General features: G+C 61.4%; 19 protein-coding genes and 2 pseudogenes. 14 read left to right on the plus strand and 7 right to left on the minus strand.

The annotated features are described in order from the left end of the window. Nucleotides 1-160 precede the first annotated feature (160 nt). Together OKW30_RS27965 and OKW30_RS27970 are read left to right on the plus strand one after the other, a co-directional pair. Nucleotides 161-1,006 carry a hypothetical protein gene (locus OKW30_RS27965; RefSeq protein ID WP_429349178.1) on the plus strand — a complete coding sequence of 282 codons (846 nt, stop codon included), beginning with the start codon at nucleotides 161-163 and terminating at the stop codon, nucleotides 1,004-1,006. A 188-nt stretch (nucleotides 1,007-1,194) separates the two neighbouring features. Continuing rightward, a complete protein-coding gene (locus OKW30_RS27970) occupies nucleotides 1,195-1,446 on the plus strand; it encodes a hypothetical protein (protein WP_260336664.1) in 252 nt (83 codons plus the stop codon). Between the two features lie 123 nt (nucleotides 1,447-1,569). Here OKW30_RS27970 and OKW30_RS27975 read toward each other — a convergent pair. Continuing rightward, a pseudogene (locus OKW30_RS27975) lies at nucleotides 1,570-2,133 on the minus strand (transposase domain-containing protein); the annotation flags it as partial. A gap of 275 nt (nucleotides 2,134-2,408) precedes the next feature. Here OKW30_RS27975 and OKW30_RS27980 point away from each other — a divergent pair. Genes OKW30_RS27980 through OKW30_RS27990 form a run of 3 tightly spaced genes read left to right on the plus strand, consistent with a single transcriptional unit; the run spans nucleotide 2,409 to nucleotide 3,848 of the window. Then, nucleotides 2,409-2,849, plus strand: coding sequence for a hypothetical protein (locus tag OKW30_RS27980; RefSeq protein WP_184073332.1), 441 nt, complete (start codon nucleotides 2,409-2,411; stop codon nucleotides 2,847-2,849). Continuing rightward, entirely contained in the window at nucleotides 2,849-3,412 is a 564-nt protein-coding gene (locus OKW30_RS27985) for a lysozyme (RefSeq protein WP_187629618.1), read from the plus strand. Before OKW30_RS27980 ends, OKW30_RS27985 begins: the two co-directional genes overlap by 1 nt. Continuing rightward, nucleotides 3,396-3,848 carry a hypothetical protein gene (locus tag OKW30_RS27990; RefSeq protein WP_429348203.1) on the plus strand — a complete coding sequence of 151 codons (453 nt, stop codon included), beginning with the start codon at nucleotides 3,396-3,398 and terminating at the stop codon, nucleotides 3,846-3,848. The genes OKW30_RS27985 and OKW30_RS27990 overlap by 17 nt, the downstream gene beginning before the upstream one ends. Nucleotides 3,849-4,269: 421 nt before the next feature. Here OKW30_RS27990 and OKW30_RS27995 read toward each other — a convergent pair whose 3' ends face one another. From OKW30_RS27995 to OKW30_RS28005, 3 genes are all read right to left on the minus strand, one after another. Further along, nucleotides 4,270-4,626 carry a TetR family transcriptional regulator C-terminal domain-containing protein gene (locus tag OKW30_RS27995; RefSeq protein WP_311540530.1) on the minus strand — a complete coding sequence of 119 codons (357 nt, stop codon included), beginning with the start codon at nucleotides 4,624-4,626 and terminating at the stop codon, nucleotides 4,270-4,272. Beyond that, on the minus strand, nucleotides 4,515-4,898 hold the full coding sequence (locus tag OKW30_RS28000) for a TetR/AcrR family transcriptional regulator (protein ID WP_429348204.1): 384 nt from the start codon (nucleotides 4,896-4,898) through the stop codon (nucleotides 4,515-4,517). Before OKW30_RS28000 ends, OKW30_RS27995 begins: the two co-directional genes overlap by 112 nt. Nucleotides 4,899-4,974: 76 nt before the next feature. Beyond that, nucleotides 4,975-6,435 (minus strand): efflux transporter outer membrane subunit, encoded by a 1,461-nt coding sequence (locus tag OKW30_RS28005; protein WP_429348205.1) that lies wholly within the window; start codon nucleotides 6,433-6,435, stop codon nucleotides 4,975-4,977. Nucleotides 6,436-6,511: 76 nt separating this feature from the next. On the opposite strand from OKW30_RS28005, the gene OKW30_RS28010 reads away from it, so the two are divergent. From OKW30_RS28010 to OKW30_RS28025, 4 genes are all read left to right on the plus strand, one after another. Beyond that, entirely contained in the window at nucleotides 6,512-7,129 is a 618-nt protein-coding gene (locus tag OKW30_RS28010; protein ID WP_184039356.1) for a TetR/AcrR family transcriptional regulator, read from the plus strand. Nucleotides 7,130-7,212: 83 nt separating this feature from the next. Continuing rightward, nucleotides 7,213-8,328 (plus strand): efflux RND transporter periplasmic adaptor subunit, encoded by a 1,116-nt coding sequence (locus OKW30_RS28015; protein WP_429348206.1) that lies wholly within the window; start codon nucleotides 7,213-7,215, stop codon nucleotides 8,326-8,328. After that, complete coding sequence (locus OKW30_RS28020) at nucleotides 8,325-11,465, plus strand: efflux RND transporter permease subunit (protein ID WP_429348207.1); 3,141 nt, start codon at nucleotides 8,325-8,327, stop codon at nucleotides 11,463-11,465. Before OKW30_RS28015 ends, OKW30_RS28020 begins: the two co-directional genes overlap by 4 nt. Nucleotides 11,466-11,500: 35 nt before the next feature. After that, nucleotides 11,501-12,307: an oxidoreductase gene (locus OKW30_RS28025; RefSeq protein ID WP_429348208.1), complete on the plus strand. Its 807-nt coding sequence runs from the start codon at nucleotides 11,501-11,503 to the stop codon at nucleotides 12,305-12,307. Nucleotides 12,308-12,323: 16 nt separating this feature from the next. Here OKW30_RS28025 and OKW30_RS28030 read toward each other — a convergent pair whose 3' ends face one another. Further along, nucleotides 12,324-13,544, minus strand: coding sequence for a sensor histidine kinase (locus OKW30_RS28030; protein WP_429290898.1), 1,221 nt, complete (start codon nucleotides 13,542-13,544; stop codon nucleotides 12,324-12,326). A 212-nt stretch (nucleotides 13,545-13,756) separates the two neighbouring features. Between OKW30_RS28030 and OKW30_RS28035 the strand changes: the two genes are divergently transcribed. Beyond that, a complete protein-coding gene (locus OKW30_RS28035) occupies nucleotides 13,757-14,119 on the plus strand; it encodes a response regulator (protein ID WP_184049762.1) in 363 nt (120 codons plus the stop codon). 39 nt (nucleotides 14,120-14,158) lie between these two features. Here OKW30_RS28035 and OKW30_RS28040 read toward each other — a convergent pair whose 3' ends face one another. After that, a complete protein-coding gene (locus OKW30_RS28040; RefSeq protein WP_429348209.1) occupies nucleotides 14,159-15,085 on the minus strand; it encodes a LysR family transcriptional regulator in 927 nt (308 codons plus the stop codon). 107 nt (nucleotides 15,086-15,192) lie between these two features. Between OKW30_RS28040 and OKW30_RS28045 the strand changes: the two genes are divergently transcribed. After that, the gene (locus OKW30_RS28045) at nucleotides 15,193-16,068 is read left to right on the plus strand and encodes an aldo/keto reductase family oxidoreductase (RefSeq protein ID WP_429348210.1); all 876 of its coding nucleotides are present in this window, start codon (nucleotides 15,193-15,195) and stop codon (nucleotides 16,066-16,068) included. Here OKW30_RS28045 and OKW30_RS28050 read toward each other — a convergent pair. Further along, a pseudogene (locus OKW30_RS28050) lies at nucleotides 16,069-16,764 on the minus strand (LysR substrate-binding domain-containing protein); the annotation flags it as partial. It lies immediately after the preceding gene. Nucleotides 16,765-17,814: 1,050 nt separating this feature from the next. Between OKW30_RS28050 and OKW30_RS28055 the strand changes: the two are divergent. From OKW30_RS28055 to OKW30_RS28065, 3 genes are all read left to right on the plus strand, one after another. Continuing rightward, the gene (locus tag OKW30_RS28055) at nucleotides 17,815-18,648 is read left to right on the plus strand and encodes a phytanoyl-CoA dioxygenase family protein (protein ID WP_187629627.1); all 834 of its coding nucleotides are present in this window, start codon (nucleotides 17,815-17,817) and stop codon (nucleotides 18,646-18,648) included. Between the two features lie 17 nt (nucleotides 18,649-18,665). Then, nucleotides 18,666-19,079, plus strand: a complete 414-nt coding sequence (locus OKW30_RS28060; RefSeq protein WP_184060698.1) for a RidA family protein — start codon at nucleotides 18,666-18,668, stop codon at nucleotides 19,077-19,079. A 76-nt stretch (nucleotides 19,080-19,155) separates the two neighbouring features. Then, nucleotides 19,156-20,520, plus strand: a complete 1,365-nt coding sequence (locus OKW30_RS28065; RefSeq protein WP_187629629.1) for a DUF1329 domain-containing protein — start codon at nucleotides 19,156-19,158, stop codon at nucleotides 20,518-20,520. Nucleotides 20,521-20,553 lie beyond the last annotated feature (33 nt).

Genomic DNA, 20,553 nt, shown 5'->3' on the forward strand with positions numbered 1-20,553 from the left:
GCGGTGAAACAGCGCGACATATGTTCCGTGATGATTTCCGCGGAGTGTCCTTCTATAGTCCGTTCGTCGCCACGCGGCAGTGACGCAAGTGGCCCGAATCCAGCAAGGACATACCGTGAAAAATCGTTCATTCGCAGGTTCCGAGAGGGTCTGCGCCGGCATGGCGCGGGGCGCGCTGCGCAAGGTGGTGTTCGGCGCGGCCGCCGCCGTGCTCGCGCTCGGCAGCGCATCGGCGTTCGCGTGGTCGGGTCACGGCACCGCGTACACATCGCGCGGCGTCTATAACGGTGCGCACTACGGCTCGTGCGGCGGCGGTAGCTGCTCGCATGCGGGCAGCGTGGCCGGCCCCTATGGCGGCTTCGCAAGCAACACTGGCACGGTCACGCGCACGGCGCCCGGCCAGTTCTCGAACTCGGGTACCGCGACGGGCCGCTACGGCAACTCGGTGCAGCACTCGGGCGACACCAGCTGCGCGGGCGGCTCCTGCTCGCATAGCGGCACGCTGACCGGTCCCGACGGCAAAACGGCGACGACGTCCGGCGACGTGACGCGCACCGCGCCGGGCCAGTATTCGTCGTCGGGCTCGATCACCGGGTCGAACGGCAATACGGTCAATCATTCTGCGTCGACGAATTGCGCGGGTTCGACCTGCGCGCGCTCGGGCACGGTGACGGGTCCGGACAACAACAACGTCTATCACTCAGGCACCGCGACGCGGGTCGCGCCCGGCGTCGTGACGACTTCGACGAGCGTGACCGGCACGCAAGGCCACACGGTGACGTCGAGCGGTACGGTGGTAACAGGCGGGGTGGTGGTCGCGGGCGGGACCACGACGGCGACCGGTACGACCGTGGTCGTTGCGCCGAAGCCGGTGGTGGTCGTGGCGCCGCCCCCGCCGTCGGTCGTCTACGTCGCGGCGCGTCCCGTGTATGTCCCGCCGCGGGTTGCGGTCTGGGTGCCGGGCCATTGGGTCGGGCGCGTGTGGGTGCCGGCGCATTGGGCCTGACGATGAGCGCGGCGATGAGAATCAGAACCTGCGTAGAATCGTGGCGCTCACGTCGCGCCGCGCGGTGCGACGCGATGTGCGAAATGGCGGGCTCGTGTCCACCATCTGCTGAGGCGGGGCGTCACTCGCGAGCGCAAAGGGCTGCGCGGGGCGCGCTCCGCAAAACGGTCGCGCTCGCGACGATCGTCGTGGCGACGTTGCTGGCGATCAACGCAGTCATCGACGCCAGCGACGCCAACGACGACCTTCGCGCGAACCCCGACGCCGGCGCGGCGAGCGACTGTTCCGCGCGCTACGCCGCGTTGCTCGATCTGGCCGAACTCGCGCGGCGTGACGGCAAATCGTCCGAGGTGGTCGTGCATGGCTTGAGCCAGCAGAACGGGGCAATGAGCGAGTGCATACCTGCAGTCCGCGTCAGGCCTGCACCGCCATTACATTGAACGCGGCCGCGTCAGATCGCGTTCCAGAAAAATCGCGGTGGGGATCGGATTGAACACGTAGGCGTCGATGGGCTCGAATCCCAGCGATGCGTAGAGGCCGAGCGCCGCTTGCATCGTCGGCAGCGTGTCGAGACGCATGCGGCGATAGCCCGGCACCAGATGCGTGGCAAGCGCGGTGAGCGTAACCGCGCGCAGTTGGGGGTAGCTACCACTGCGGCCATGAGCGGCGGCAGAGGCGCCGAAATGTCTGCGGTTGGCGGCACTGTCGGCGGGGCGCAGCGTGGTGCCATCCATCGCGAACAGCGAGAATCCCTTGAAGAGGTATCGGTCCTGATCCTGCGCAACCCAGTTTCTGGCTGATTCGTGAAACAGCCACGCCAGTGGCGTCACGCTGACGCGCTACCGCGCCTGGGTGATGGCACTCCTGCTGACAAACGACGCATCGGCCACAGGTAACGCAAGGTCCAGTTCATCGACGACCTCGCTGATTGACTGGTGTCGGTACAGCGCGAGCGCGATCACCAGCCATACGACCTGTTGCGCGGGAAGTCGACGCCGACGCACGCTGGCACTGCCACTGGCCTGCACTTCAGACTCGATCCATTCGTACGGCAGATGCTGGCCCAGCCGTCCCCATGCGAGGGGCGGCTGTGATTTGACAAGAAGGCGCAGATCATCAACCAGCATGGCGATGCAAATTAACATCGCCACGCCCCGTTTACAACTACTTTGCGCAGGAAACAAAAACGCCGTTCAGTCGCTTAACTGAACGGCATTAGGGCTCAATGCCGCCATTTTTGTTGGGCCGTGATATCGGAAAAATGCACTGAATGAGATGCCCGGAATCATCAAAATCGCAAATATTTGTCAAAATGGTTTTATCTCAAATTAAAGTCGTTGACCGTGTCGTGTGTTAGATGGTTAATTCTTTGCCTGTGTTCTGGAAAATCAGCAGAGGTCAAATGGGACAGCAGAAACAGGATGAAACCGGCGGAAAGGAAGAGTGCCAGCTTTGCCGTATCACCTATTCAATCTACTCAAATTTCCCGCCAATGCCGTCCGCCATGGCGCTGAACGCCGAAACCGGCGAATGGTTTCCGTTCGATAGGCTGAAGTCGTATTCAAACGGTTACGACATGGCCGAAGCCCTGGGTTACGCATGGGCGTGCGACTGTCGCGGGAAGGCAGCGCCAGCGCTAACGTCGAAGGATCGCATTCACGACGAACAATACACACTCAAAGATAGTGACGGGCACGTTATGCCCGACACGTATTACACGGTTCGTCTGCCGTCCGGTTCGCTCGTCCACGGCGTAACGGATCGTCTGGGGCGCACTAAACGCTACGAAACAAACGGCGCTCAATCCATACATATTTATCTTGGTCACAGAGAGGAGGCGTAATGCCTGACGCACTTGGAACAGCGGTAACGAATACAAATCCGGATTCGAATCTGGTGGTCCAATCCAGACGACTAGTCAAACCCTGGAAGATATCGCAACAAGGGATAACTTTCATTGCAGGCTGGGAAGCTTTCATGCCGCATATATATGACAATGACGGGGCTGGTAAAGGAGGTAATGCAACTGTTGGATATGGGCATCTGGTTCATATGGGGCCAATATCTGGTGCGGCGTCTGAAGCGCCGTTTCGTAATGGCATAACAATTGCGCAGGCGCGAGAATTATTGCTGCTTGATCTTGAATACCCGGAGCGCATTGTAAATAAAAAAATTCACGTGCCACTATATCAGTTCGAGTACGACACACTCGTTTGCTTTGTATATAATCTTCCAAGTGGTAATGCTGGCTTGCTGAATCTTGTTAACTCGGGTCATTATGACCGCGTACCGGCCAAATTTTTAGAGTACACGATGGCCGGTGGTGTACGTCCGCGTGGACTGATCAAGCGACGTCGCTCAGAAGGTAGTCTTTTCAAAGACGGAAATTATGACCACAGCCATTAAAGCCATCGTGGCCGTATTAATTGTATCGGCATCTATTTCCGTGTTTGCGGATACGTCATGTGAAGAAAAGGCAAAAACGCGAAACGATTTTCTTGCCTGCACTAACGCCGACACAGAAAAAATTCTCGCTGACGCAGAGAAGCTGTATCGAGGCATCAGGAAGATCACGACGGGAGATAAACAAATTGCTCTAGACAAGAATTTTGAGGTATGGAATGAAAAAATATCATCGGACTGTACTTTAATCGCTTATTCGTTTAACGAATGGAGTGATCGCTATGCTCCTGATACTGGTTTTCAGATTGCGGAATGCCGGTTGAAGATCGCGTCGCAGGAAATGGAATTCTATAAGTGGCTGGCTTGTCCTGGAGATATGGAAACATCAAAAATTCCAAAATGTGCTGCGATCAATAAATTACTTCGAAGAAGTCAGTAGAAAGGATTGCGAGAGTGACGCAATGAATTTGTGTCGACCTCTATCCAATAAAAGCGGGTTGAACGACCCGTTTCGACGGGGCCATTTAAAGGCAGGTCATGCTGGCAAGCGGCACCACCGCGACTGGGCATACGCGACATCGCCGATGAACTCGATGCCGGTGAGCACGAAGCCGTTAGGCCCCATCCAGCTAATTTCAACATCGTGCAGCGGCGGCAGTGGCGGCCAGTCCCCTCTCCGGTCATTTGACGCTTCCGCAGGTCAACACGGCCGGTAAGAAATCCGAACGGACACTCTATCAGCCATTCTCCGTTGACTCTTTGGCCGCCTCCGCGCGCGCGACAACCAGGAGACTTGGCTGATACCAACTAATGGATTGAATCGCTTGACCGGGTATTTGCGGAGGAGGCGCAAGATCAAACTATGTTTCAGTCAGGACTGGTGCATTGCAGAACATCTTTGTCAAAACGTTGCTCAAGATCGCTTCGGCCGAAGCGTTCGACAGATCATTGGGCATCGTCATGTTGAAGTAGAGGATGCCGTCGAGCAATGCGATAACGGCGAGCGCGTGGTCGGCGAAAGGGCCCGGCAACTGTATGTTGAGGCGCTCGCATAACTGCTCAATGAAGTACGCGATCATGTCGCGCTTTTGCAGGCATAAGGCATTCACATGTTGTCGGAATTTCGCGTCACGCATGGCATGCAAACGTGCCTCAGCCCAGATGATGTAGTTGTTGTCGTCGCGATAGCACTGCGCGTACAACAAGGTGAGCTGCACTTGCAGGTTTTCGCTGGACGGTGCGGCCTCTCGCAGCTTCTGAAGTTTTCTTGCATGTTCTGGTGATCGAGACGGAGCAGTTCGACGAATAGATCGCTTTTGCTGCTGAAGTTCGAGTAAAACGCCCCGCGGGTATAGCCGGCCTGGGCTGAGATATCCTCCACGCTAGTCGCAGCAAACCCTCTTTCGGCGATGCTCGACGCTGCTGCGTCGAGCAAGCGCCGCCGGGTTCGCTCGCGGCTTTCTGCTCGCGTCATTCGTTTGTGTGGCATGCGGCAAAGCGCTCATATGGCAAAGAACGATGGCCAAAATCCACGCTCCTGGCAAATCGTTGGGTGCATAGGGTTGCTATTTGATGGCGACCGCTTCGGATTCGCGAGGTTGCCATCCGCCACCGAGCGCCTTGAAGGCAGCAACGGCTGCGCGTGCGGATTCCGTTTGCGCCTGCACCCGCTCGTCCGAGGCGCGTAGCAGGTTGTCGTCGGCCTGCAAGACTTCGATCAGGCTGACGACGCCTTTTTGATAGGCTGCGAACGAGGCGGCTCGCGCCCGGCCGAGCGAGTTCACTCCCTGGGCGAGCACCGCGGCCTCTTGCTCGCGCTTCACGAGTGCCGAGAATGAGTTCTCGACGTCTTCGGTTGCATGAAGCGCGGCGAGCCGATACGCGGCCAGCATTTCCGCCTGCTGCCCCTTGGCCTGCCCGATCTGCGCATTGATGCGGCCGAAATCGAACAGACGCCAGCGCAGCCCCAGCACGCCGGCGGCCTGATTGGCGCCGGTACTGAACAGGTTGCCGCTGGCCGCCGAGGTGGCGCTGCCGAGCAGTCCACTGAGCGACACCTTGGGGTAATACTCGGCGATGGCCACGCCGATGCGCGCGTTCGATGCGGCGAGGCGACGCTCGGCCACGATCAGGTCGGGCCGGCGCCTGAGTAACTCACCCGGCGATCCTGTGTCCGCGATCCGCGGGGCGACCGGGATGTCACCAGCTTCGACCAGTTCGGCTCGATGCGTGCCGGGCTGTGAACCCAGCATTACATCCAGCGCGTTCATCGCTGCATCCAGACCCGCCTCGAGGACCGGGACGGATGCCTGAACCTGGGACAGCGCACCTTCGGCCTGGCTCACCTGAAGGTCGGCCGCCAATCCTTTGCTATACAGGAGGTTGATGGTCGAAAGCAGATCCTGCTGCGTCTGCACCTGCCGCCGGGCAACCTTCAGACGGGCCTGCAATCCACGAATCGTGATGTAAATATCGCCAGTCTGCGCCGCCACTGCCAGGCGCGTGGCCACCGCACCGGCTTCCGAAGCCTGGTATTCGGCAAGTGCGGCTTCCCGCCCGCGACGCAGGCCACCAAACACATCCAGTTCCCAGCTCGCGTTGAAATTAGCTTCGTAATCGTTGCCGTAGCGATCGAAACCGGGCGTCGAATTCTGAACTCGCCCCAAGGGGGTTTCGACCGACTGGTAGACTCGCGCCGCCTGGCCGCTGACAGTGCCGGACGGCAGCAGCGCGGCATTCGCCGCGCCAAGTCCCGCGCGCGCCTGCGAGACGCGAGCGGCGGCCTGCGCGAGGTCCAGGTTCTGATCCAGTGCGAGCGTGACGAATCGTGTCAGTTGCGGATCATCGAAACCCGTCCACCACGTGACAAGGTCGGCACTGGCCGCCGCGTGCCGGTGATCCACCGCGGCCTGGCCCTGGAACTGCTCGGGCATGGCTACATTGGGCCGGACATAATCGGGGCCTACAGCGCAGCCAGCCGAGAGACTGGCGGCAATAACCGCGGCAAGGATGGGTTTGGGTAGCATGAGCGTCTTCGCAAGATTCCGGTGGTGACTATAATACCAAATAGTCACTGGTTGTCCATTCCTGTATGCTATACCCATGAAAAAAGCCACCAGTTCCCCCATCCCGGCGCGCGGCCCCGCTGACCACGAGGTACGGGATCAGATCGTTGTCGCCGCCACCGAGCACTTCAGCCGGTATGGCTACGAGAAAACGACAGTCTCAGACCTCGCCAAGGCGATCGGGTTTTCCAAGGCCTACATCTACAAGTTCTTCGAGTCCAAGCAGGCCATTGGCGAGATGATTTGCGCGAACTGCCTGCACGAGATCGAAACCGAGGTCAGGTCGGCCGTCGCACAGACCGATCTGCCACCGGAGAAGCTGCGGCGGATGTTCAACGTCTTCACGGAAGCGAGCCTCCGTCTGTTTTTCCAGGACCGCAAACTTTACGAGATTGCCGCATCGGCGGCCACGGAGAACTGGCAGGCGGTGCTTGCGTATGAAGAGCGCGTCCAGAAGTTGCTTCGGGACGTCCTCCAGGAGGGTCGGCAAAGCGGGGACTTCGAGCGCAAAACCCCCCTCGATGAGACTGCGATGGCGATCTATCTGGTGTTGCGCCCCTACCTCAACCCAATGCTCCTGCAGTACAGCTTCGATTACACCAAGGTCGCGCCTGCACAACTGTCCGGTCTCGTGCTCCGCAGTCTGTCGCCTTGATGGAAATCTCGTTTGTGACTATTGACTAAATTGGTCACCAGAATCATAATGAAAGCCCCGATCACTCCGTCAATGGGTCTTTCATGCTCCGGCGTCGCCTTGCTACCTCTACAGTCGTCTGTGCACTGGCACTTGCGCTAGCCGCCTGCGGCGCAAAAGCACCGTCCGATCCGCGCACCGAAGCGCCCCTGGTGCGCACCGCCATCGCTCGGGCGGCGATCCCCGCCTCCCGTTCGTTTACCGGAACCGTCGCCGCGCGTGTGCAGAGCGACCTGGGATTTCGCGTCTCCGGCAAGGTGCTCGAGCGGCTGGTGGATGCCGGGCAAACCGTCAAACGCGGCCAGCTGCTGATGCGCCTCGACCCCATCGATCTGAGGCTTGCCGCGCAGGCCCGGCAGGACGCGGTCACCGCCGCGCGAGCACGGGCGCAGCAGACCGCGCAGGACGAAGAGCGCTACCGCGACCTGCGCGGCACCGGCGCGATATCGGCATCGGCCTACGACCAGATCAAGGCGGCGGCCGACGCCGCCAAAGCGCAGCTCAGTGCGGCCGAGGCTGACGCCGACGTTGCGCGCAACGCGACGGGTTATGCCGAACTGTTGGCGGACGGCGATGGCGTCGTGATGGAAACGCTGGCCGAACCGGGCCAGGTCGTCAGCGCCGGGCAGCCCGTGGTGCGCCTGGCGCACGCCGGGCGCCGCGAGGCTGTCATCCAGCTACCCGAAACCCTGCGCCCCGCGATCGGTTCGGTCGCCCAGGCCACGCTGTTCGGCAACGGCGGTGTTAGCGTGCCGGCGACGCTGCGCCAGCTTTCGGATACGGCGGATCCTCGTACCCGGACCTTTGAAGCGCGGTATGTGCTGCAGGGAGAGCTGGCCGACGCCCCACTGGGCGCCACCGTCACGGTCCAGATTCCGGACGCGCGTTCCGCGGTGCAAGGCGGTTTGCAGGTGCCGATCGGCGCGCTGTTTGACGCGGGCAAGGGGCCGGGGGTGTGGGTCATCAACGGCGAGCCGGCAAAGGTTGCCTGGCGGCCGGTTACTGTCGAACATCTGGACGACGATAGTGCTCGCGTCGCCGGTGAGATCAAGCAAGGCGACCGGATCGTCGCGCTCGGCGCGCAGCTGCTGCGCGAAGGCGAGCAGGTCCGGGTGACAAGTCAAGCCGTCGCCGTGACGGCCGAGGGAGCCCGTCCGTGAGCGAAGGCCGTTTCAACCTGTCGGCGCTCGCCGTGCGCGAGCGCTCCATCACCCTGTTCCTGATCTGCCTGATTTCACTGGCCGGGCTCGTTTCGTTCTTCAAGCTGGGCCGGGCGGAAGACCCCGCGTTCACGGTCAAGGTGATGACCATCATCACCGCCTGGCCGGGAGCCACGGCGCAGGAAATGCACGATCAGGTCGCCGAGAAGATCGAAAAGCGCATGCAGGAGCTGCGCTGGTACGACCGGAGCGAGACCTACACACGGCCTGGGCTGGCCTTCACGACCTTGACCTTGCTCGACAGCACGCCGCCGTCGGAAGTGCAGGAGCAGTTCTACCAGGCCCGGAAAAAAATCAGCGACGAGGCAAATAACCTTCCGGCTGGCGTGATCGGGCCGATGGTCAATGACGAATACGCGGATGTTACCTTCGCGCTGTTTGCGTTGAAGGCGAAGGGTGAACCGCAGCGCCTGCTCGTTCGCGATGCCGAGACGCTGCGCCAACGGCTGCTGCACGTGCCGGGCGTGAAGAAGGTCAACATCATCGGCGAGCAGGCGGAGCGGATCTATGTCGAGCTCTCACATGACCGTCTGGCAACGCTGGGCGTGAGCCCCCAGGACGTGTTCGCCGCGCTCAACGGTCAGAACGCCCTGACGCCGGCCGGCTCCGTGGAGACCAAAGGTCCGGAGGTGTTCATTCGCCTGGACGGTGCCTTCGACAACCTGCAGAAGATCCGCGACACGCCGGTCGTAGCGCAGGGCCGCACGCTGAAGCTGTCGGACATTGCCACCGTTACGCGTGGTTATGAAGATCCGGCGACGTTCATGATCCGCAACAACGGCGAACCCGCACTGCTGCTGGGCATCGTCATGCGCGACGGTTGGAACGGGCTCGACCTCGGCAAGGCGCTGGACAGCGAGGTCGGCGCAATCAACGCCGGGCTGCCGCTGGGCATGAGCCTGACCAAAGTCACCGATCAGGCCGTCAACATTCATTCGGCGGTCGACGAGTTCATGCTCAAGTTTTTCGTCGCGCTGCTGGTGGTCATGCTGGTGAGTTTCGTCAGCATGGGCTGGCGCGTGGGCCTCGTCGTTGCCGCGGCCGTACCGCTGACACTCGCGGTGGTGTTCGTGGTGATGGCCGCGACCGGCAAGAACTTCGATCGCATCACGCTCGGATCGCTGATCCTCGCGCTCGGCCTGCTCGTGGACGACGCGATCATCGCGATCGAAATGATGGTGGTAAAGATGGAGGAAGGCTACGGCCGCATCGCCGCCTCCGCCTACGCGTGGAGCCATACGGCCGCGCCGATGCTGGCGGGCACGCTGGTGACCGCCGTCGGCTTCATGCCCAATGGCTTCGCGCGCTCCACGGCCGGCGAATACACCAGCAACATGTTCTGGATCGTCGGCATCGCACTGATCGCATCGTGGGTCGTCGCCGTGGTCTTCACGCCCTACCTGGGTGTGAAGATGCTGCCCGACTTCAAAAAGGTCGAAGGCGGTCACGACGCGATCTACGACACGCCGCGCTACAACCGCTTCCGTCAGCTGCTCACGCGCGTCATCGCGCGCAAATGGCTGGTCGCCGGTTCGGTCGTGGGCCTCTTCGTGCTGGCCATCCTCGGCATGGGCGTGGTCAAAAAACAGTTTTTCCCGATCTCCGACCGTCCCGAAGTGCTGGTCGAGGTGCAGATGCCCTATGGCACGTCGATCTCGCAAACCAGCGCCGCGACGACGAAGGTCGAAGCGTGGCTCGCGAAGCAGAAGGAAGCCAGGATCGTCACCGCATACATCGGGCAAGGCGCGCCACGCTTTTACCTGGCGATGGGGCCGGAACTGCCCGATCCGTCGTTTGCCAAGATCGTGGTGCGCACGGACAGCCAGGATGAGCGCGACGCATTGAAGCAGCGACTGCGTCAGGCAGTCGCCAACGGTCTCGCCTCCGAGGCGCGCGTGCGGGTCACGCAACTCGTGTTCGGTCCTTATTCGCCGTTCCCGGTCGCCTACCGTATCTCTGGCCCGGACCCGGACAAGCTGCGCGGTATTGCGGGAGAAGTCGAGCAGGGGATGGAGGCCAGTCCGATGATGCGTACGGTCAACGCTGACTGGGGTACGCGCACGCCCACGCTGCACTTCACGTTGCAGCAGGACCGTCTGCAGGCGGTGGGGCTGACATCCAGCGCCGTGGCGCAACAACTGCAATTCCTGCTGACCGGCGTGCCTGTCACCGCCGTGCGTGAGGATATTCGAACCGTGCAGGTCATCGCGCGTTCGGCCGGCGATGTTCGTCTCGACCCGGCGCGGCTCGGCGACTTCACGCTGGCTGGCGCGAGCGGGCAACGCATTCCGCTGTCGCAGGTGGGCAAGGTCGACGTGCGCATGGAGGAACCAATCATGCGCTGGCGGGACCGGGTGCCGACGATCACGGTACGGGGCGACATCGCCGACAACCTTCAGCCGCCGGACGTATCGACGGCGATCACCAGGCAGCTCCAACCCATCATCGCCAGGCTTCCGACCGGCTACCGTATCGAAGAGGCGGGCTCCATCGAGGAATCGGCTAAAGCGACGAAAGCCATGTTGCCGCTCTTCCCGATCATGCTGGCGGTTACGCTCATCATCATCATCTTCCAGGTGCGCTCGATCTCCGCAATGGTGATGGTGTTCCTGACCAGCCCGCTGGGCTTGATCGGGGTGGTGCCGACGTTGATCCTGTTCAGGCAGCCGTTCGGCATCAATGCGCTGGTCGGTCTCATCGCGCTATCGGGCATCCTGATGCGCAACACGCTGATCCTGATCGGACAGATTCACCAGAACGAGCAGGCGGGGCTGGATCCGTTCCATGCGGTCGTCGAAGCCACCGTGCAGCGTGCCAGACCGGTGATCCTGACGGCCATGGCGGCGATCCTCGCTTTCATCCCGCTGACCCATTCGGTGTTCTGGGGAACCCTCGCGTACACGCTGATCGGCGGTACGTTCGCCGGGACGATTCTGACCCTGGTCTTCCTGCCGGCGATGTATTCGATCTGGTTCAAGATTCGACCCGAGCGTATCGCCGGCTTGCGCAAAGATCGGCATGAGCAGGTGCAGCCTTCCGAGCAAACGCTGCAGGACGCGCTCGACGCGGACAGTTAAAAAAACACCATCAATTCACCTGAAGGGAGCTGTTCATGTCGAATTCCACTGTTGTCGTTGTTACCGGCGTGTCATCGGGTATCGGACGCGCCGCCGCCGAGAAGTTTGCCAGGCGGGGGTGCCGCGAATTTGGCACCGTGCGCAGCATCGCAAAAGCGACGCCTATCTCGGGAGTCGAGCTTGTCGAGATGGATGTTCGCAACGATGCTTCGGTCCAGGCTGGAATCCAGTCCATCATCGATCGCGCGAGGCGAATCGACGTGCTCGTCAACAATGCAGGAACGAGCATGATTGGCGCGGTCGAGGAAACGTCGACTGCCGAGGCCTCGTCTCTGTTCGATACCAATGTATTCAGCATTCTGCGCGCGACACAGGCTGTACTCCCCCACATGCGGGCACAACGCGGTGGACGGATCGTCAATGTCAGTTCTGTGCTCGGGTTTCTCCCGGCGCCCTACATGGGACTCTATTCGGCGTCCAAGCACGCTGTGGAAGGGCTGACCGAATCCCTGGATCATGAGGTGCGCCAGTTCGGCATACGCGCAACGCTGGTCGAACCGACTTTTACCAGGACCAATCTCGACATCAATGCGCCTCAGGCGGGTTCGAAAATCGCTGACTATGACCGCGAGCGTGCCCTTGCAACGAGCGCAGTCGTGAACAGTGTCAAAGGTGCCCCTGAGCCCGAGGGCGTGGCGAACACTATTGTCGAAGCGGCGCTTGGCGCCTGGCGGATGCGTCGCACGCCTGCCGGACAGGCGTCGTTGCTGAGCAAGTTACGCCGCTTTATGCCCGCTGGTCCCGTCGATTCAAGCTTGAGGAATACATTCGGACTTGGTTGAAGCGCTCGTCCACGCATCACATTGCGGCCAAGGTTCGACGCAGCGGAAACCGGATCTCGAAGGTGGTCCCCACGCCCTCGCGCGACGCAAACTCGATCTGCCCATCGAGCACGCGGCATAGCTCCCTGACGATCGCGAGCCCGAGCCCCGTGCCCGGAATCTCGTCGCAGGCCGCGCGCTCGAACTCATCGAATACGCGCTCCGCGTCGGCGGGCGCAATGCCGACGCCGGTGTCGGAGACGCGAATCGCCCAGTGTTCGGCGCCATGCATCGCGAACCGGATTTCGACTTGCCCCGACTTCGTGTACTTGATCGCGTTGGTCAACAGATTGACCGCGATCTGCTTGAGCTTCAGCCGATTCGACGTGACGACCGGCAGCGCCGCGTCGAACGCGCTGCGCAACGCAAGCCCTTTTGCCTCGATCGACGGTCGCGTCGACGCGACGAGTTCGTCGAAGAGTTCGCGCAAATCGACGTCTTCGAGCACGAGCGGCGCGGAGTCTCCGAGCACGACCGAGTACTCGACCATCTGGTCGACCAGTTGCTTCATGTCGGCAGCCTGACGGTTCGCGAGCGTCAATGCAGTATCGGCTTTCGACGGCGCTCGCTCGATCAGTTGCAGCGCGACCGAAAACGCGTTGAGGAAATTGCGCAGATCGTGCACGACGCTGCGCGTAATCTGCATCCGCGATGCATATAGATCGCCGACCAGCCGTTGCTCGAGCGTCAATTCGTGATTCGCGCGTTCGAGCCGTCCCGTGTATTCGTCGATCTTGCGATCGCGTTCGGCGACCGCTTCCTTGATCGACTCATACCTGACCACGCTGAATGCTTCGGCGATCAGGCGGCGCGCGCGGCTCTCGTGACGGCGCGTGCACGTCCGGTCGCGTTCGACGAACTCTTCGAGCGCTTCGAAGAGCACCTGCTGAAAGAGGTCCAGTTCGCGCACCAGCTCTTCGATCCGGTAGCCCTGCTGCCAACGGACCTTGCCGTGCTTCTTCGCGTCGCGTTCGATCGACGTTTCGACGCGCTCGAGATCTTCTGCATCGAGCCCCCGGCACAGCTCGTCGAGAATATCCGGCAGATGGTCGGCCAGTTGCCGATAAGTGAGCTTGTCCGCTTCGACGAGATCGGCGTCGGCGGAGACGGCATGCATCCATTGCCGCGTCAGGCCGCCCCGTTCCGCGCGGATGAAGTTGGCGAAGTTGCGCAGCGGGCTCACGCGTCTGTCGGTCATGATGGATACCGGAGTGGAGTTTCTACAACATACAACGCGCGAACGGTTCGAACGCCTCGATTTGCGCGGGCACCGCAAACCTGTTTCGCTGCCGATCGGCCAGGCGACCCGATGCGCGCCGGCAACCGCGTCATTATCCGCGCAATTGCCGTTCGTGGAACATCTCTTGCGAGACTCTGATCAGACAAGAAGGCAAATTTCGTCCGCAAAACATGATGTATTCGATATTGCTGGTCGACGACGAACCGGAAATTCTAGCCGCATGGCGGTTGATTCTGGAGAGCGAAGGGTATGAGGTGAGTTGCGCGAGCAACGGCGCCGAAGCACTCGCTTGTGTCGTCGCTCACGTTCCCGACCTGATTGTTACGGACTGGATGATGCCGGTCATGGACGGCGCGGAGTTATGCCGCCGTTTGAAATCGATGCCGTTATCCGTCAACGTACCGATTCTGGTCCATACCGCGGTGCCGCCTTCGGACAGCGATGCGCATTACTGCAGCGCATGTCTGCTGAAGCCGATCGGCGCGGATCTCTTTCTGACCACGATCGCGCAGCTCTGCGCGCCACGTTGCTGATATGGCACGCGTCGCCGCGTTCACCGTCGTGTGATGAAGTCAACGCCGTGCCACGTCATCGTCCGGGACGCCTGCTGAGTCGGCCTTCAGGAAATCGACGAACGCGCGCAGCGGCGCGGGCACATGACGATGACCCGGATAGTAAAGAAAAGGCCCTGAAAAGCGCTGCCACCACGGTTCGAGAATCGCTTCGAGCGCGCCGCTGTCCAGATGCGGGCGCAGCATGTCTTCGAACAGGTGAATGATGCCGAGGCCCGCGACCGCGCCGCTGACCGCGAGGTCGATCGCGGCGCCGGGCCGCACCAGCAGCGGTCCTGTCGGATTCAATTGCAGCAGCTCGCCGTCGCGCTCGAAGTACCAGGTCGGCATCGCGCCGCTGGCGAATTGCCCGCGCAGGCAGGCATGCGCGAGCAATTCGCCGGGATGTTGCGGACGGCCGTGCGCGTCGAGATACGCGGGCGCCGCGGCGGTCGCGAAGCGCTGCACGCGCGCGCCGATCGGCACCGCGATCATGTCCTGCTCGAGGCGTTCATCGTAGCGAATGCCCGCATCGCACCCGATCGATAGCACATCGACGAAACCATCCTCGACCACCACTTCGACGCGAATATCCGGGTACTGCTTCAGAAAGCGCGCAAGCACGTCGGGCAGCACGATGCGCGCGACGCTCGACGGCACGTTGAGCTTCAATGTGCCGGTCGGCTTGTCGCGAAAGCCGTTCAGCACGTCGAGCGCCGCTTCCATTTCGCCGAACAGCGGCGTCAGCTTCTCGATCAGACGCAGCCCGGCTTCGGTCGGCGCGACGCTGCGCGTGGTGCGGTTCAGGAGCCGCAGCCCGAGTTTCGTTTCGAGGCGCCGCACCGCGACGCTCAGACTCGACGCCGACACGCCGCTCACGCGCGCCGCGTCGCGAAAGCCGCCGGCGCGGGCGACGGAAACGAAGGCGGCCAGATCATTCAGTTCCATGACGATTGATTGTGCAGAATTTTGAACAACCCGTACACGTTAGACCGCTTTATTCAACAACGCAATTGCGGCGATACTGCCGCTCATCACTTCACAAGGAGATCGTCATGCCGAACTTCAGCTCCATCGACACTTTCGCACTAGCCGGCCGCCCGGTGCGGCGCATGGGCTATGGCGCGATGCAGCTGGCCGGCCCCGGCGTGTTCGGGCCGCCGATAGACCGCGACGCGGCGCTCGCGGTGCTGCGTGAGGCGGTCGCATCGGGCGTCGACCACATCGATACCAGCGATTTTTACGGGCCGCACGTGACCAATCAGTTGATCCGCGAGGCGCTCCACCCGTATCCACGCGATCTGACGATCGTGACGAAGGTGGGCGCGGTGCGCGATGGCGCCGGCGCCTGGCTGCCGGCGCAGGAGCCCGCCGACCTCGAGCGCGCGGTGCATGACAATCTGCGCAACCTCGGGCTCGACGCGCTCGACGTGGTCAACATGCGCGTCATGGGCAACGTGCACGAGCCGAGCGAGGGCTCGATCGAAAAGCAGGTCACGGCGCTCGCCGAACTGCAGCAGCGCGGGCTCGTGCGTCATGTCGGCCTGAGCAACGTGACGGCCGCGCAGATTGCCGAGGCTCAGCGCATCACGAAGGTCGTGTGCGTGCAGAACCACTACAACCTCGTGCATCGCGACGACGATGCGTTGATCGATGCGCTCGCGGAGCAGGGCATCGCCTACGTGCCGTTTTTCCCGCTGGGTGGCTTCACGCCGATTCAATCGTCCGAGCTGTCGGAGCTTGCGCGCAAGCTCGAGGCAACGCCGATGCAGGTCGCGCTTGCCTGGCTATTGCATCGGGCACCTAACATTCTGCTGATTCCGGGCACGTCTTCGGTGACTCATCTGCGTGAAAACCTGCAGTCGGCACAGTTGAAGCTCAGCGACGAGGTGCTCGATCAACTGAATGCGATCGGCGCTGAAAAGGGCTGATTACACCGATGCCGCGATGAACTCCCGCAACCATTGATGCGCGGGATCGCGATGCACCCGCTCGTGCCATAGCATCGCCATCTCGTAGCCCGGCACCTCGACGGGCGGCTCGACCCATCCGCAGCGCGTCCGTGCCGCGCACGAGACGCACACGAGACGCGCGGGCAGCATCCCCACGAGATCCGTGCTCGCGAGCACCGACTGCATGAACAGAAAGTGCGGCACCGACAGCACGACCTTGCGCGCGAGACCCACCTTCGCGAGCGTCTCGTCGGTGACGCCGAAAAAGCCGCCGCCATCGGGCGACACGATCACGTGTTCGAGCTTGCAGAACTGCGCGAGGGTGGGCCGGCGCTTCAGCTTCGGATGACCCGCGCGGCCGACCAGCACGTAGCGCTCGGCAAACAGCACGCGACGGCGCAAGCCTTCGGGCGCGCCTTCGCTCGTATGAAAGCCGATATCGATATCGCCCTGTTCAGTCTGGCGAGCGAGCCGCGGCGGCACCGCCTCGACGATCGCGAGACGCGTGCCGGGCGCCACCGCGCGCAAGCCCGCGAGCATGGGCAGGATGATCGTCGACTCCGCGTAGTCCGTTGCGGCGATGCGCCAGGTTTGCGTCGCCGCGGCGGGATCGAATGGAATGGTTGGCGCGACCGCGCGCTGCAGTGCGTCGAGCGCTTCGCGCAATGGCGGTTTCCTATTTCGTTATCACTGTCGCGGTTTCTGTCAAATGCGATTCGTTGAGGTACTGCCCATAGATTTGCTTTTGTGAGCGATGCCGCGGCTCGTCTTGGAAGTGCAGGCGACGTGTATCAAACGGAAGCTGCTGACGTGCCAGGTCATATGGGCGCATTTGTACCATTGACTCAATGCGTGGTCGTGCTCTCTTGAGAAATTGACGGTTATCAGCGCTTCAGTTTGATCTGTCTAGATTCTCATTGACGAGGAGCGCGCTCGAACCTCACGCTCCGAGGTCCCGTTGAAAATACACTGAACGAACGTTACTGCATGCAGACTTGCCTAACGTCTACAGTCCGACGGTAGACGTTCCTGTTCAGCCAAGGCACGAACGTGTATTCGTCGTACGCGTTGCTGCCCATATAAATCCAATTGCTGAGTATGTTGGACATCACCATCTCCCACTCCTTCCGTCGCTAACGGGCACCGCTCCGGCTTCGCGGCAAAAGCCGCTCCCAGCCACGTTCTCACGCCTTTCGATGCCGCGGCACCGGGCTGCTACTCGATCGACTGCAGTATGTCGTTACCAAAAGGCAAGACCGGGCACTGCATCAATGCCCCATTTCGCTCGAAGGCGGCTCAAAGCTGGTCCTTGCGACCGGTATCCGCGTCGTGGATGTGTGCAGAAGAACGCTTTCGACGCGACACCGCTCTTGTGCCACGACTACCAAAAGTGCGGATATGCCAGACGGCCACAAATACTGTACATAAAGACTAAGATAGGTATGTTTACAAAATAAAGCAAGGGGGTTCGGACAGCCCGCTCATCGCTATCGTCCTCGAAGGTGGGACCTCGGGCGCCCGAGCTGCTTGCAGGAACGGGAGCCGCGTTCTGCTTCTAACCGTGGCTTGGCATCTTGTGCTCAACCTTGTGAAGGCAGGGAATTCCCTCTCTTTTTTCTTTTTTTTGGTTTTGTATCATGACCTAACTTTGGTGGTATTTTCTACGAAGGCGCCGCGAGAAGCGTTTTGAACCGGGCTGCCGATTGACGATTCAGGAGTTCAGACATGGATGAAGCCACGCGCGAGGCGTTCGCCGAGGACGGCGCCGTTCTCGTCAAAGGTCTTCTCAGCGAGCAGCAGTTGGCGCGGTGCAGGGAGGTCTTCGACTGGGGCATAGAGAACCCCGGGCCTATGGCTTGCAGCCTGTTCGAAGGCACGGTACACAAGACCCACAACGACAACGCCAATCCGTATGCGAAGGGGCGTCTGGACGAACTGGTTGGCCAACTGCCGTTCGGCCGACTGTTCGCGGACCTGTGGGCCTCGGATCACGTCTGGTATTTCGCAGAGGAGCTGTTCCTCAAAAGTGGGGGCAGGAGCGGTCGCTCGCCGTGGCATCAGGACACGTCCTACCTGCCATGGGAGGGGATGCACCTCGGGAATGCGTGGATCAGCTTTGAGGCCGTCCCCAAACAGAATGCGCTTGAGATTGTGCGGGGATCCCATCGAGGTCCGCGTCACGATGGCACGACCTTTCAAAATGCTGAAGATCCGACTGATCCTCTCCATGGCGGCGATGTCTGGCCGCGCCTGCCGAATATCGAAGCTGAGCGCCGCGATAACCCGGCTGCTTACGACATCATTTCGTGGGCGACGGAGCCCGGTGACGTCCTGCTGCTGCATCCGGGCGTGCTGCACGGCGGCGGCGCGGTGGACAGCGCGTTTCCAGAGCGCCACACGCTCGTGCTGCGCTTCTTCGGCGACGGCGCGGTTTTCAGTCCGCTGCCGCAACCGAGCGTCTCGGGCTTCACGTCGTCCGGTGTCTTGCTCATCGAAGAACTTGCCGCGTTGAAAGAAGGGGATCCGTTTCGCGCACCGTGTTTCCGTCAACTCGTCTGACCATAGGGGCCACCATCATGACAATGTCCACTACGCGGCAATCGATCATCCCGCCGCCGTTCCAGGCGTTCTACGACGCTTACCATTTTTCGCCCGCGACCCGCGTGGGGAACACGATCTGGGTCTCCGGCCAGGTCGGCATCGGCACGGATATGAAAGCCGGCGAGGGCATGCCGGCGCAGGCCCGCATCGCCTTCGAGTCCCTCAAAGCCGTGCTCGAGACGGCGGGCGCGAGCCTCTCCGACGTGGTGGAGCTGACCACCTTTCACACGGACTTACGCGGTGAAATGGAGGCCTTTTCGGCGGTCAAGGACGCGTACTTCCCGGCGCGCTATCCGTCGTGGACTGCGGTTGGCGTAACACAATTGGCGCTGCCAGAGTTGTGCATCGAGATTCGGGCTGTGGCCGTGGCAGGCTGCGGCGAGGACTGAGCGGTTCGGCCCCGATGTGTAGGGTTTGATTCTAACGATGCGTACTACGAATGAAAATTGGATCGGAAGGAGAGTCATGATGAGAAAGCACACCATCGGAACCATGTCCGCCATCACGGCTACTTTATTGCTCGTGGCCGGAGTGGCAGTTGCCGACGACCTCACGCCGTCAGGCGCCGAGCGCGCGGCCAGCAAGGACGGACTCGTGCCGGCGTTTGCCGGCAGGGAAGCCACGCCGGCCGGCTGGGAGTGGGGCAAGGTCCGCGGTGACTTCTGGAAGTACAAGAACGAAAAACCCCTGTACACGATCGATGCGTCGAACGTCGACAAATACGCCGAAAAGCTGTCACCGGGGGAGATTCAGCTCGTCAAGCAGTTGAAGGGCTACCGCATGGACGTCTATCCGTCCCACCGCGAATGCCAGCTGCCGGATTTCGCCGAGCAGAATTCGAAGGCAAATCTCACGACGGCGAAACTCGCTTCGGATGGCGAGACGCTGCAGGCGGCGGCGCTACCAGGCGTGGCGTTTCCGCAGCCGAAGAACGGCGCCGAGGCGATCCTCAACTATGAAACACGGTACCGCGGCGAGGGGGTCGAGTGGTCGCCGGTTGTCACGTCCATTTCACCGCGCCCGGGCGGCAGCGACTGGATCGACGCAATCGGTCCCCAGGTGTTCTATTTCCCGGGGGGCAAGGATGGCAGCAGCACGCCGCAGGATGTTGACCAACTCAGTCTCGGTGCCTACTTTTCCGTCGATTCGCCGGCAGCACTGGCCGGGCAGGCCTTCGTGCAGCGGCAGTACTTCGATAAGGATTCGGAAACGTATTACTACTTCCCCGGCCAACGCCGGGTGAGACGCATGCCGGCCTATACGCACGATGCGCCACTGATCGGCTTCGAGAATCAGTATCTGATCGACGAATCCAACATGTTGAACGGCTCAATCGACCGCTTCAACTGGAAGCTCGTAGGCAAGAAGGAAATGATCGTCCCGTATAACGATTTCGGCATGTACACCTTCAAGGACAAACTGCATGACGTCGCCACGCCCAATGGCATCTCGTCCGATCATCGCCGCTACGAGGTGCACCGCGTCTGGGTCGTGGAGGCGACGCTCAAGCCCACGGCGCGCCACGTTGCGTCGAAGAAGGTGTTCTACCTGGACGAGGATAGCTGGCTTGCGCTCGTGGGCGAGGACTATGACGCGCAGGGCAAGCTCTGGAAGGTGCGCGAGAGCTACCCGATCCCGGTGTGGGAACTGGGCGGCGCCTGCGATAACGAGCCGTTCGTGCAGTACGACGTCAACAACGGGCGCTACGTGTTCGACGCCTCGTCGATTGGCCAGGGTAAGGACATTCGCTGGTACCAGCAGGTCAACGACCCGCGTTTCAAGACGGACTTCTTCACGGCTGAATCCTTGCGATCGGTGAGCGAGCGCTGAAGTTCGGCGAAGGACCAGGGACCGGCGTGCATC

Source organism: Paraburkholderia sp. Clong3 (assembly GCF_050436485.1).
GTDB lineage: Bacteria > Pseudomonadota > Gammaproteobacteria > Burkholderiales > Burkholderiaceae > Paraburkholderia > Paraburkholderia tuberum.